General features: G+C 49.2%; 13 protein-coding genes and 2 tRNA genes. 7 read left to right on the plus strand and 8 right to left on the minus strand.

The features are described 5' to 3' along the window. Positions 1 to 25: 25 nt before the first annotated feature. Positions 26 to 529, plus strand: coding sequence for a YkgJ family cysteine cluster protein (locus QGG23_05195; GenBank protein MDP6048824.1), 504 nt, complete (start codon positions 26 to 28; stop codon positions 527 to 529). Positions 530 to 542: 13 nt separating this feature from the next. Here the strand turns inward: QGG23_05195 and QGG23_05200 are convergent, their stop codons facing one another. From QGG23_05200 to QGG23_05210, 3 genes are all read right to left on the minus strand, one after another. Continuing rightward, the gene (locus QGG23_05200) at positions 543 to 1,928 is read right to left on the minus strand and encodes an amidohydrolase family protein (protein ID MDP6048825.1); all 1,386 of its coding nucleotides are present in this window, start codon (positions 1,926 to 1,928) and stop codon (positions 543 to 545) included. 316 nt (positions 1,929 to 2,244) lie between these two features. Further along, a complete protein-coding gene (locus QGG23_05205; protein ID MDP6048826.1) occupies positions 2,245 to 3,195 on the minus strand; it encodes a TIGR00269 family protein in 951 nt (316 codons plus the stop codon). A gap of 42 nt (positions 3,196 to 3,237) precedes the next feature. Continuing rightward, a complete protein-coding gene (locus tag QGG23_05210) occupies positions 3,238 to 3,525 on the minus strand; it encodes a hypothetical protein (GenBank protein MDP6048827.1) in 288 nt (95 codons plus the stop codon). A gap of 57 nt (positions 3,526 to 3,582) precedes the next feature. Between QGG23_05210 and QGG23_05215 the strand changes: the two genes are divergently transcribed. Then, positions 3,583 to 3,876, plus strand: a complete 294-nt coding sequence (locus QGG23_05215; protein ID MDP6048828.1) for a MoaD family protein — start codon at positions 3,583 to 3,585, stop codon at positions 3,874 to 3,876. Positions 3,877 to 3,916: 40 nt separating this feature from the next. Then, positions 3,917 to 3,991, plus strand: a tRNA-Arg gene (locus QGG23_05220). Positions 3,992 to 4,065: 74 nt separating this feature from the next. Here QGG23_05220 and QGG23_05225 read toward each other — a convergent pair. Both QGG23_05225 and QGG23_05230 read right to left on the minus strand, forming a co-directional pair. Then, positions 4,066 to 4,818 (minus strand): FkbM family methyltransferase, encoded by a 753-nt coding sequence (locus QGG23_05225; protein MDP6048829.1) that lies wholly within the window; start codon positions 4,816 to 4,818, stop codon positions 4,066 to 4,068. Positions 4,819 to 5,410: 592 nt separating this feature from the next. Then, positions 5,411 to 5,689, minus strand: a complete 279-nt coding sequence (locus QGG23_05230) for an Lrp/AsnC ligand binding domain-containing protein (GenBank protein MDP6048830.1) — start codon at positions 5,687 to 5,689, stop codon at positions 5,411 to 5,413. A gap of 117 nt (positions 5,690 to 5,806) precedes the next feature. On the opposite strand from QGG23_05230, the gene QGG23_05235 reads away from it, so the two are divergent. The 4 genes from QGG23_05235 to QGG23_05250 all read left to right on the plus strand — a co-directional run bounded on the left by QGG23_05235 (position 5,807) and on the right by QGG23_05250 (position 8,936). Continuing rightward, positions 5,807 to 5,882, plus strand: a tRNA-Cys gene (locus QGG23_05235). A gap of 335 nt (positions 5,883 to 6,217) precedes the next feature. Further along, positions 6,218 to 6,616, plus strand: a complete 399-nt coding sequence (locus QGG23_05240) for a class II SORL domain-containing protein (GenBank protein MDP6048831.1) — start codon at positions 6,218 to 6,220, stop codon at positions 6,614 to 6,616. Positions 6,617 to 6,847: 231 nt separating this feature from the next. Then, a complete protein-coding gene (locus tag QGG23_05245; GenBank protein MDP6048832.1) occupies positions 6,848 to 7,822 on the plus strand; it encodes a pyridoxal-phosphate dependent enzyme in 975 nt (324 codons plus the stop codon). 106 nt (positions 7,823 to 7,928) lie between these two features. Further along, on the plus strand, positions 7,929 to 8,936 hold the full coding sequence (locus QGG23_05250) for an NADH:flavin oxidoreductase (GenBank protein ID MDP6048833.1): 1,008 nt from the start codon (positions 7,929 to 7,931) through the stop codon (positions 8,934 to 8,936). A gap of 253 nt (positions 8,937 to 9,189) precedes the next feature. Here the strand turns inward: QGG23_05250 and QGG23_05255 are convergent, their stop codons facing one another. The 3 genes from QGG23_05255 to QGG23_05265 form a co-directional block, all read right to left on the minus strand. Then, positions 9,190 to 10,344 (minus strand): CoA transferase, encoded by a 1,155-nt coding sequence (locus QGG23_05255; GenBank protein ID MDP6048834.1) that lies wholly within the window; start codon positions 10,342 to 10,344, stop codon positions 9,190 to 9,192. Between the two features lie 663 nt (positions 10,345 to 11,007). Continuing rightward, on the minus strand, positions 11,008 to 12,057 hold the full coding sequence (locus QGG23_05260) for a PrsW family intramembrane metalloprotease (GenBank protein MDP6048835.1): 1,050 nt from the start codon (positions 12,055 to 12,057) through the stop codon (positions 11,008 to 11,010). Positions 12,058 to 12,211: 154 nt separating this feature from the next. After that, positions 12,212 to 12,571, minus strand: a complete 360-nt coding sequence (locus QGG23_05265; GenBank protein ID MDP6048836.1) for a nucleotide pyrophosphohydrolase — start codon at positions 12,569 to 12,571, stop codon at positions 12,212 to 12,214. Positions 12,572 to 12,586 lie beyond the last annotated feature (15 nt).

Here is a 12,586-nt window from a genome sequence, read left to right on the forward strand (position 1 = left end):
TCCGTTGGTGAAGGGATTGCATATTATGGGGGATACTGGTCTCATCCCGTGGACCGAGGTACGCTCTTGGTCCTGTGTGGCCTGCGGCAACTGCTGTAATGGATATAAGGTGCCCTTGAAAACCGAGGAGTACGCGAAGGTAGCGCAGACCTATGGAACAGGGGTGCTGGAGTTCGGGGTGGGGAGGGTGTTCCTTCGGAATGGGCGGGGAAATCGGTGTGTCTTCCAGAGGCCTACGGTAGGGCGTTGGATATGTAGTCTCCAGGGGATGAAACCTATGGCGTGCAAACTGTTCCCGTTCAGGATCCATTCCAAACCCGTGTACAAGCGGGGAGACACTAGTGCGTATCGATATCGGGGGAAGACCTTCCACGTTTACATGGATTCTGCATGCAATGGGATCCAGATCGGGAGCCCAACGCCCCGGTTCAGAAGGGAAGTTCTGCCTGAGATAGTACGGATCGGGATGGGGGAACGAATGAAACAAAAGTTTACGACGTCAAAATATATCTCGTGGACGCCTCCCTGATGTAAAATTCCGGTCAATTTTTACGTGTTTTTTTCTCCCAGTTCTTTCTCTGCTTTGGATGATCGGTGAAAAATTGTTCTATGATCTTTTCGACTCGACGTTGGGCTTTAGTTAATGCTTCTCTCTGGTCAATGGTGGTGAGTTTCTTTTCATGTTTCAGTATTTTACCGTCGACGATGACCGTGGAGATGTCGTCGCTGGTGGCATAGAGGGCAACGCTGGTTAGGGGATCCATGGTGGGTGTAAGAAAAGGGTTAAGCATATCGAAAAGGATGATATCTGCCTTCTTTCCGGGTTCTATTGATCCTACTTTGTCGGCAATGCCCAGGGTTTCAGCTCCGCCCCGGGTTGCAAGTTCTAGGAGACGGTGGGGGCTGGGGCGGGATGTAAAAGTGTTAGTTGCAAGCATCCCCTCGGAGCCCCCAGCGAGGCGAGCTCTGGTTCTTTGGCCTCTAAGGTTTTGTCTGAGGAGCTGTAGCATGTCATGAAAATAGTCATCGGTGCCTAGGCCTACGGGTATACCGAGGTCTAGCCATTGAAGGAGGGGATTGGTGACGGCTCTACAGTGGAGGATGCCCATGCCCGACTGGGTTATGAGTTTGATGTCGTTTCCTGTGGAGTAAGTGCAGTGTGCACCTGTGAGCCTATCGTTTAGAACACCGAGGGTCTGTAGGTGTTGGATGGGGGTCTTGCCGTAGAGTCTCCTCACTTGGGTGACTTCCCTCCAGCTCTGGTTGAGGTGTGTGGTCATCATGAGGTCGTGAGTCTCCGCCAAGTCCTTGCACTTGAGGTAGGTCTCGGGGAGGGCGAGGTCCGCAGCCTTTGGTGCGACGATGGTGGTGATCCGACCTCTAGCTTCTCCTTCCCATCTCCTGTGGAGGTCGACGGCTCGTTTGAAGGCGGCCTCTCCCTTACCGGGGAGGTACTGGTAGGTTCCGTCCATGAGTTTAACGAGATCGACCTCCTCGATATCAGCGCCGAGGATGGTCCTGAATCCGGCTTCTTTGACGTTTTTGGCGAATCCGTTTGGATAGGTATAGACAACCATAGCGGTAGTGCATCCGGCGTGTATGAACTCGGCACAGGAGGAGGGTCCTAGCCATTCCATGTCCTCGGGTCGACGGTAGCCCTCTAGAGGGAGGTTTACCTCGTAAAAGTTGCCTATGAGCTCGTAGATTCCACGGAAATACTGTTGGAGGTGGCTGTGAGCGTTGACGAATCCGGGGAGAGCGACCATATGGCGGGCATCGATGATATGCTCGGGGGCACGGGGGGAATTAACAGTGGGTCCTAAATCAGTGATCACGTCTGCCTCGAGGAGAATGCTTCCCTCCCTGTAGATTGTCCCGTCTCCGTCCATAGTGGCGATGAAAGCGTTCTTGATTAGGGTCTCTTCCATGAAGGATACCTATTACGGAGCATACTGGGTGGATGTTGGTTTTAATAGGTGGTGCATAAACTGGAATGGTTTTATCCGTGATTTTTTTTGGCTGAAATGATCTGGTTTTGGTTTCCAAAGAAAACCTAGGTAGAACCAGTGACTGATCTTGAGTCATAGGAAATTTTTTTCAATGGAATAAATCTTGAAGGTCCCTCTTTTTCGCGTTTTCAATAGCACGCGAGTCTATAGAGAAAAGGAGTTTCCGCGAAGGTGAGATTCACTGAGCCGGGGAGTTTGGAGTATAACGTATTGTAGAGCTCTTCTTCAGCAAACGCTAGCCCTGCGCTTGGAAATTAAAAGTGTGTTTTCTGGGATCTAGCGTTAGTCCTTGAATGAGTTGACATGCCCGGCAAAGGTGGTCTGAGCTAGGTTCACCACAGGTGGAGCAATTGGTAAGGGGTTTTCTGGTCTGGAAGTTAGGGGAGATCTTGAGTGCTGTGCGATAAATGGTATGTTTGGTTCCGGGACGTTTGTATTCTAAACGGTTGAGGATGTCCCGAGCATCGTTACGCATAGACTCGTCTGCGTAAGGGCAAGGGATGGCCTGGAACGGGATTCCCGTGAGGTAGGCGTATAGGGTGGACTCTTTCTCTGGGATTTCGGCAAAAGGTTTGATGCGGCGAACAAATCCGGGGAGGTTATGGCCCCCGGGGTCGATCTGGGAGAGGCGGTTAGTATCCCCGCGGAGGATATTAAGGAGGGCGGTCTGGGCCATGTCATCTAGATTATGCGCGGTGGCGAGGCGATCTGAGTCAATATCCTGGGCAGCGGTATTGAGGGCGCGTCTGCGGAGGACCCCGCAGTAGGTGCATGCGTTAAACTCTTTTTGGATCGCAGAGATCTCGTCCATGGAGTAGCCAAACAGTTTTTTGAAGCTGGTAAGGTGGTGTTCAACTCCAAGTCGTTTGGTGGCCTGGGTGGCGAGCCGGAGGGCCTCGTCCCTGTAGCCCCCAACGCCTTCATCAATGCTGATTGCTATTAGTGTGGAACGGGGGTGAGCCTGCTGGAGAGTGTGGAGTATCTCGAGGAGAGCGATGCTGTCCTTGCCACCGGAGAGGCCGAGGGTGATTCTGGAGTCGTATTCCAGCATGTCGTGACGGGCAATTGTATGCCGGACCTTCTCCTTGATAGTGACGGTGAAGCATAGTCGGCAGAGACGCTCTCCGCTGTAGGGACGGTGGTAGATACTGGGGTTTGCACGGCATCTAGTGCAGGGCTGGGTCATCCGGTGGTCTTTCTAATGTGCAGGATATAAATCCTGTGCGGGTTAACCCCCGTGGGTGACAGAGAGGAGGACTAGGGTGTCGTTGTGGTAGAGAGGGGTTTCAAGGCCCTGGAGATTACCTATCTCGATGCCATTGAGAAGGATGAGGGTTGCTAGTGGAGTCTCAGTAACAGGATCGAGAAGGACATCTTTCAGGGGCTGACCGTGGATGTCGATGAGAGTACGGATTGCCTCGTATACATCAGCGCATTCGGGGATAGTGATAGTCTCCCGGACCCTACCCGCGGCGTCCTTGGCGACCCCCAGCATCTTGATAGCTATCTCGACCATTCATATGCCCCCACGGGTTCGCAACGTATAAATCTGCGCGGTCTGGGGATTAGTTGAGTGGCGCCTGTGGAGGTTGAGGTACGGTATTACGCGATGCTACGGGAGGCAGCTGGAACCCGGAGAGAGAAAATAATGCTCCCTGAGGGCTCCAATTTTGGGGATCTCATAGGGTTTGTAGTAGTAAAATATGGGCCACTTTTCCTTAGGTATGTCTTCGATAACGAGGGGCGGGAGAGAGATTATCTCAGTTTCATGGTGAACGGGGTGAGCGTCCATAGTCGGGAGGGCTTCAGCACGCCTCTAGCTGAGGGAGATGTAGTCGCGATTCTGCCTCCGATGGGCGGGGGCTAGGGCACCTAAATTTATTTAGTTGGTGTCTGGTTGATATGTGGGGCTCGTGGTCTAGTCAGGATAAGACGTCAGCTTGCGGAGCTGTTGGTCGTGGGTTCGAATCCCACCGAGCCCGCTTTTCACTCATTCGGACCCTTTTCCACCATTGATAAAGGGTGTTAATACACACACATAGAGCGCCCGCGGTGTTCATGGTGCTAAATTATACCCCCGTCGGTGTCGCTTTGACCATCTCTTCCAACAGTTAATGCAAAGAGACTTCCCAATCGAATCGATTATCTCTCCACATCCACAGCACACGATCCCCTCAAGCATCGGGTTAGTCACATCGGGCAAATCCCGTTCTCTCATCCAACTTCCCGCCCTCGCCCACGCATTAGACCAATCAGGAGAAATAACAGGCGTGAATCCCTCTCTCTCAATCGCAAGGACGATCTCTTTCGCTTCCTCCAGCCACCTATATTGGCTAACAGGGTGAAAATCAATAATTAACGCTCTAAGAGAATCTGGAAAATTATCCTCAATATGAAAATTATACTCCCCGCCCTCAACATCAATCTTCACGATGGTAGCATCCTTGATCGCATCAGAATATTTTACTGCGGGAACAGTAATCGCTTTCTTATTACTGAACGATAAAATGGTGCTATTCGTGACCCCTATACCCGACGAGACGTGTAATGTAGCTTCTTCTCTATCGTTTCCAACTATAGCTGCGTGTATTGGCTTGAAATTAGGAAGCTTCAACTTGGTACATATCTGATACGAGGAAGGAGTGGGCTCATACGCGATCACTTTTGATACAGGAAACCTGGCACAGCGAATACTATACTGTCCCATATAGGCTCCAATATCGACTACATTATCAGAATAATGAAGAGGAATCGATCTACACTCCCTCATAGAAGGAATGAACGGCTTTTCACCATCCTTAGTGACCATAAATAAACCACCCGGGACATCATTCGACCTAACATATCTATATTCTAAAACGGAAGACAATCTCTAATCCTCCCCAATTTCATACCCCAGATGAATGTGGCTGATAGGGTTACCAATATGTCTAGTCTTCTCCGCAATCTTCTGCTCCAAAAGCATCGCAACGCCTGAACATCCTCCTCGTCTTTCAAGTGAACTATAATCCTTCGGTAATCTCATTAACACCTCTGGGAGTATCTGATGAAATACCTAAGTATAAGAATGGAAAGAGTGTAGCCGATATTGTAAGCTGGGAAAAATAAGGTTCCAAATCCCCATAGCACCCTAATCTTTGCGGGAACTCGTTTCTTATCAAATGCCAAAGTGAAACAAAAAAGGGAAGGAGACGGGTGATATCTCCATTGGTCGTGGGTTCGAATCCCACCGAGCCCGCCATTTGCTAAATCCATGATATTTTTTCGACCCCGATTATAGTAAAGATATCTCAATACACGTTTCTATTAGGAAAGGAGGATTATAGATCCAAGAGCGCTATGAACTCAATATTTAACCTCAAGAGTCTGGGAAAAAAGCTGATAATTATGGCTAGAGTTGGTTAGATGGCGGTCGCGAAAGGTATTTCCTCAGAGGTACTCTTAGAGTCTGGATCTAGGATTATCAGGGTCAAAGTGGAGATGACTCCCTCTATTTGTTCAATCTGCTTCTGCACCAGTTCCTCGATGGCGGACATTGTCTCTGTAGAAACTAATAGGAATACCTCGTAGATGCCATCGATCACGTGGGCTTCGGTGACCTCACTTAGGGCAACTAAGTCTGCGTAGACCTTCTCAACCTCCCTATTCTCGACCTTGATGACCACAAAAGCTGATGCCATTTAACGTACGCCAGAATAATCGGAATGGTTCCTGCTTATAATTCATATGGATGTCGACGCGAATGGGTTCAGGTACACGATAGGTTAAAATTACGGGGAAAGGGTAGATCAATCCGCGCCGGGTTGGCTGAGCGGTTTAGGCGTCCGCCTGCAGAGCGGATCTACGGGGGTTCGAATCCCTCGCCCGGCTCCAATACATTTAAGAGAATTTTCAATTTTGCGTCTCTTTTAGGACAACTTAAGGTATACAGTACACTCGATCACGACTCTCTATATCCTAAGGTGAAACATACATCGAGAATGAAGGTTGGAATATATAGGTACGCCAGTGTTTTGGGCAAAGGTGCGAGGCTCGCCTTGGCACCTATATAAATCTAGTACGTGGCACGATGAGGAACGTTACAAGATAGATAAGTATGTAACAGATTAAATCAACACAAATTTGATTTACTAAATCAGTCAGCAGTTACGAGTGCCGAAAATGTACTTGGTTTTATTTCACCGTTCCCAAGTTTTTCAAGAATAGAAATGGCTGAGCGAATATCGGAGAAGATTCAGACTGCTGATTGGAAAGGCGAGAAACACGTCCCCGTTATAGATGGCCCCGACGAAGTCGGCGCAGGTGAAAAATTGGATATCACCGTGACCGTAGGCAAAGAGGTCGCACATCCGAACACAACGGAGCACCACATCCGCTGGATCAGGGTTTATTTTGTGCCTGAAGGGGAGAAATCGGCGTACGATGTAGGTAACTTTGAGTTCAACGCCCACGGAGAGAGTGCTGAAGGCCCTAATAAGGGACCAGTCTACACGAACCACGGAGTAAGTTTCTCCTTCAAAACCCAGAAAGGTGGCTCACTAAACGCTATCTCATACTGCAATATCCACGGACTCTGGGAATCCACAAAAAGCATAAAAGTCAATTAACCACACTTTTTTTTGTCCAAGTTTTTTCTTCCGCAAAGTTTATTAGCATTCTGCATTTCACTAAACTATCTAAATACACGGTGTAGTAGATGGGTGAATATCTTTGTCTTAGATCAACGATACCATTCCCTTCTAATAGCCATTCATTTGCCTGTTGAACGTTCTCGCAACAATTTAAAATCTCCACACATCAAAATCTATCCTCAAACACGAAATAAGTCAGCGTAACTGGTGGGTCTATTTATCATACAACTTGAATCACTAGTCGTCCCGGGCACAATTGAGACCTACGCGTCCAGAATAAACCATATTAAGGAACGTATAGGGAACACACCAATAGCACACCTCGACACCGTAAATGGCAACAGGATATACGCAAAACTAGAGCACCTGAACCCCTTCAGCCTGTCCGTTAAGGACAGGGCCGCAGCTTACATGCTCACCGGCCCGCTGGAGCGGGGTGAGATAAACCCCTTGGAGGAAAAGGTGTGGATAGAGGCTTCTTCGGGGAACTTGGGGATAGCCTACGGAAAGATCGGCTCCTATCTTGGAATAAAGACTTTCATCGTGGTACCCAGCGTCACTGACGAGGAGACGATAGAGATACTCAAGGAGAGCGTCTCCAAATACATGGTGACACCAGGAGGATATTGCCCTGGAGGGGAGAGGGACGGTGCCATTAAGATGGTGGCAGACCTCTGGATGGAGGACCCCAGGAAGTATGAGTTTAGAGACCAGTATAGGAGCCGAGACAACATCAAGGCCCACGTAGAAACCACAGGACCAGAGTTCTGGAACCAGACCAACGGGGAGATCACTCACCTCGTACTCGCACCGGGTACGGGGGGCACCATCATCGGGTCGGCACGGTACTTGAAAAGCCAGAACCCGGAGATCAAGATTATAACCGTTCAACCCCAGAGAGACCACAAGATCCAGGGTGTCAGGAACTTTGAGGAGTCGATGAAATCAATAATCTTCTCCGACAACGAGGACCTCATTGATGACTGGGTCCATGTGGGAGACAAAGAGGCATTCCAGGCTATGGAGGGGCTCTGGAATAATAGATATCCAGTGGGATTTTCCTCTGGACTGAACTACGCCGCAGCGAAAAAGATAGCCAAAAAAGAGGAGAACGCTGTGATCGCAACGCTGTTCCCGGCTAATGGCAGGGGGAACACGAACACTACGACCTCCCTCAAGTAGGTTAGTTCTAACGAGGTCAATGTCAAGATGAAAATGGATCAATGAGAGGGTTTGCCTACCGATGGAAGATATAGTTTAAACGCCGGACACAATCAATTGTGAATATATGACACACCTCTTAGATCCCTTGAAAGTTGGCTGCCTAAGACTCAGGAACAGGATAGTTATGCCCCCAATGGCCACAAATTATGCCAACGGTAATGGAGAGGTCACCGAGAAACTGTTGAACTTCTACGCAGCTAGATCCCAAGATTTGGGACTTATGATCGTGGAGCACTCTTATATTGAACCTGTGGGAAAGGCGAGTTCAAATCAGATCGGGGCCCACTCCGATGATCTCATCCCTGGCTTGGCCAGACTCGTAGATATAGTTCATGATAACGAAACCCCCATTGTTCTGCAGTTGAATCACGGGGGAGGAACGACGAAAAGAGAGGTCACAGACACAATGCCCGTTGCCCCCTCGGCTTTGGTACACCCAATAAGAGGTATGGAAATCCCCCATGAGTTGACCTTAGAAGAGATCGATGATTTAATCGTTAGCTATGCTGATGCGGCTCGAAGAGCCAAGGATGCTGGATTCGATGCAGTTGAGATCCACGGAGCCCACGGCTACCTCCTATGTCAGTTCCTCTCTCCGGCGACGAACAAGAGACGCGATGAGTACGGTGGAGACCTGAGAAGCCGAGCCCGCCTACCATGCAAGATCATCGAGGCAGTGAAGCAGAACCTAGGCAGAGCCTTCCCCGTGATCTACAGGATCGGTGTAACCGATCTATACCCAGGAGGACTCACATTAAAAGAGGGAGTCGAGGCCACGAGGCTCCTCGCCGAGAAAGGCGTTGACATAATTGATGTATCGGGCGGTCTCTGCGGAAGTACCCCTAAAAGGCTAAGTGGTCCGGGCTTTTTCGTTCCACATGCAAAAGCCGTAAAAAATGTTGTTGATATTCCTGTTATTGGTATAGGAGGGATAAAGACAGCTTCGGAGGCCAATGATATTATAGAATCTGGTAAGGTGGACCTCGTGGCGGTGGGCCGGGCTATGCTCAGAGAGGCAAAATGGGCTACTAAGGCTGTAGAGGAGCTTAGCGGCTCAGTTTTATTTGAATAGCGAGTTCAGAATCCCGATATTATCTTCTTGTAAAGTTCGATTGTCTTCTTTACCTCGACGGGCGCATGTCGGATTTAGCGAAAAAACAGTCGAGCCATAAACCACTTCAGCAGGGCAAAAATAGGGGAGTATTTAGTGACTAATTCGAGATCTGCGGTATCAACCACGTCTGGTTTGGATAAGGGGATAGGGTCCGCAGCTACTTTCGAGAGGGCTTTATGGAAAACCTGAGCCATAATAGGCGTCGAGAACTTCACTCCCCAAATACTATACCCGTTTTCTTGAGCTCTTGAAAACGCTCTTCAGAGTATCCTAAGAGACCCTTAACCACTTCTGCGTTATGCTGTCCGAAAACAGGGGCAGGACGTCTCTCATCTATGGGAGTTTCAGAGAACTTCACCGGGAAGTTGACGGATCTAATCTTACCTGCCTTAGGGTGATTCACCTCAATGATCATCTCCCGGGCCTCAACATGCGGATCTTCCTCGATCTCAGGGATGTCGTAGACGGGGGCAACGGGGATCCCGAATCTGGCCATATATTCAACCAACTCGTCTCTAGTTTTCCCGGCGATGATCTTGTCTAAGATCTCCTGAGTCACCTCATCGATCCCCAGCTCCACTTTCAACCGTTCTATAGCTTTTGGCCTGTGGCCGGCGATCTGTACCCAGCCCCCATCCTTAGCTTGCTTTAGGCCTCCAATCATGTGGGCTCTAGGATAATGTTTCCTGATCTCATGGGGCCTGAGCCCAGTAAGCATGTAGCTGGTGATCCCCGTGTTGTAGGCTAGCATGCAGTCTAGCTGAGCCACGTCAATCATCTGGCCCATACCTGTCCGGTCTCTGTGCCTTATTGCGGCAATGATGGACATGGCCGCCATGGTACCTGGCCCAAGATCTCCGTAGGCTTGTGCTATTTGAATAGGAGGGCCCTTGGGGTCGACCCCGTCCCCCGTGAGCCGGGTGTGGCCACTCATAGCCTCAGCAATGGAGGCATAAGCGGGGCGGCTGGTATAAGGGCCGTACTGGCCGAAGCCTGATAGTGCAGCATAGATTAACTTAGGGTTGATCTCTGTGAGAACGTCGTACCCAAGGCCAAGGCGTTCCATGGTTCCGGGGGCAAAGTTCTGGACCACGACATCAGAGATTTTTATTAGGTCCTTGAAAACGTCTACCCCCTGAGGGTCCTTGAGGTTCAGAGAGATACCCATCTTGTTCATATTCAGATGATGGAAAATGGTGCTGGCACCCCCAAAGAGGGGTCCCCGGGCCACACGCCCTATAGAACCCCAGGGGGGCTCAATCTTGATCACCTCAGCTCCAAGATCAGCAAGCATCATAGTGCACCAAGGGCCAAACCAGACGTGACTCAAGTCTGCAACACGTATGTCATCGAGAATTTTAGACATTGATAATGTTGGGTTTGTTTCTATAGTTAAATGCGATCACAAGGACTCCGAAAAAAAGGTAAAAAAATAGTGGAGGGGTGACGCGCGCGCGACATTTAAATTATCCTCGTAGCGCGCAACCCTATCCCCCTTGCTTGTGAATTTAATTCCCTGATTGCGCGCAGGTTCATATTTCAAGCTATTCAATCTTGAATATTTCAACTTATTAGAACTGTGAAAATTTTTTCGAGACTGAAGACCATTCTCGCATTTAGTTGGCTATATAAAAGTTCTAGTTGCATACGCGTGGGTGTTCAAGAAATGTACCTACGCCTACACTCCAGTCCATCGTATATGCGGACAAGCCTAGAGTCCTATCCACAGGATGAGATTTTGTGCATTTGTGTCTTCCAATACAACTATTCCAGAGAAGAGATTGGGCAGGGGACCATCTAAAGGGACTTTGCAGTAGAATGAGATTAGGTACCTTCCTTGGGGAAGTAGATGGTGTAGGCTGAACTAAGTATAATTTTGCGCGCACTCTTAGAGTTAATTCCAAAGTCAACAGCTAGTATTATAGGAACTGCTGGCGATAACCGTTAGACTCCCTCGCGGAATCTTGGAACGTTCTTATAGTCCTATGCTAAAGGGGACAGCCCTGGAGACTATAAATGGGGAGCATGATCAATAATTCTCGACGGGAGCCATACCCGCGCCGTAACCCAAGAGGACATCATCCCTAAAGGCCTCTTTGATCATCTTCCGAGAGTACCAGAGTTGATGGATGCCCTGGGCCAGCATTGCAACGACTCCTAATTCCCCCAAGAACCCCGTCCACCCGTTCCAGAGAAAGTGGAGGGTAATTGCGACGAGGAGCCCCGGAAGGAGATCCCAACTCACTACCCTGCCCCGCCTCACCTTCGCGATTGCAAGCCATAGCCCTGTGGTGCCTACCCAGACCCCGTGGCCCCAGCAGAGTAGGGATCTCATCACGAGGACTGAGGCATCAAAGTTAAGGAAGTATTGAAAGTTCTCCATCGCGAAGAATCCGAGACCCGACGCAAAGCCATAGATGACGCCGTCCAGCGGGCTGTTGAACTCCTTGCTCCAGACCTTGTGCCGGACCAACAAGTACAGACCTAGTGCCTTGAGGGGCTCCTCCACGAAGGGTGCAACAAGTGCCCCGTTGCCAAACAGGGATTGGAATGCAGGACCAAATGCAATGTTCAGAGGAGCGGCAAGGAGTCCGCTGAAGACCCCCCAAGCGAAGAGGGCGATAATGAACCTGAGAGGCTCCCTCTCATACTTGTCGCTCCTGTAGACCCAGAACAGGAAGAGAAACGCGACGGCATAGGTAGAGAAAAAGTACATCAGATTGCTGTCTATAATGGAGACAGCCTGCTCACCAAACTCAAGTAAGTAGAACCCAGCGAACAGCACTACAGCGATTACGATCAATTTCCAGGACTGGGAGACCAGTGGCTGGGGAAGCTTCTCGTAGACCACGTCTGAGACGTCTATAAGACGGGGCCGCTGGGCGAAAAGACCCGCGAAGGCCCCTATGATGTTGCCCATGACATCGCCCTTCTGAGGAGACGGGAACGGGGGAGGAATGTAGTTCGAAGGGAGAGATGGGGGCGGAGGTGTGTAACTAGAAAGAGACGGCGGCAGTGGAACGCTCTTAGGCGTCAGATTCATCCCGCAGGCTCCGCAGAACCTGTTGTTGGTATCCACGGGGGTTCCACAATTTGGGCAGAACTGCACTATATTCACCTAGAAAAAAAGTTTTCGTTGATGTAAAATCGTTTATAGTATATAGGGTATTTAAAAAGAACTAAATACCGTCCCAACTTCAATTATAACGACCTAGATACAGGTAAGACCTTGATCAATATGAATGAGACTCCAGCGCATGCTGAGACTTTTTTCTAGTCCAACGATCTTTATCTCTTGTAGCATATTTTTTCATTACCTTCCCAAAACTGTCGTTAAGATCGATCTCATAATAATTAGCTAGACACACAAGACTAAACAAGATATCTGCGAGTTCCAATCCAATATCAGTATTTGTTTCTGAAGATTTCTTCTTTTTAATCTTTTCGAGACTATTTATTTCGCGAGCTAGTTCTCCTACCTCTTCAACGATACAAGCAAGCATTGAAAGAGGAGGCCAGTATCCCTCCTTAAACTGATTGATCCATGCATCGACGGTTTCTTGGATTTGATTAAGTTGGAGTTGTTTACCCACGATTATCTCACAGAT

The organism is Candidatus Bathyarchaeota archaeon (assembly GCA_030739585.1).
In the GTDB taxonomy this organism is placed as follows: domain Archaea; phylum Thermoproteota; class Bathyarchaeia; order TCS64; family TCS64.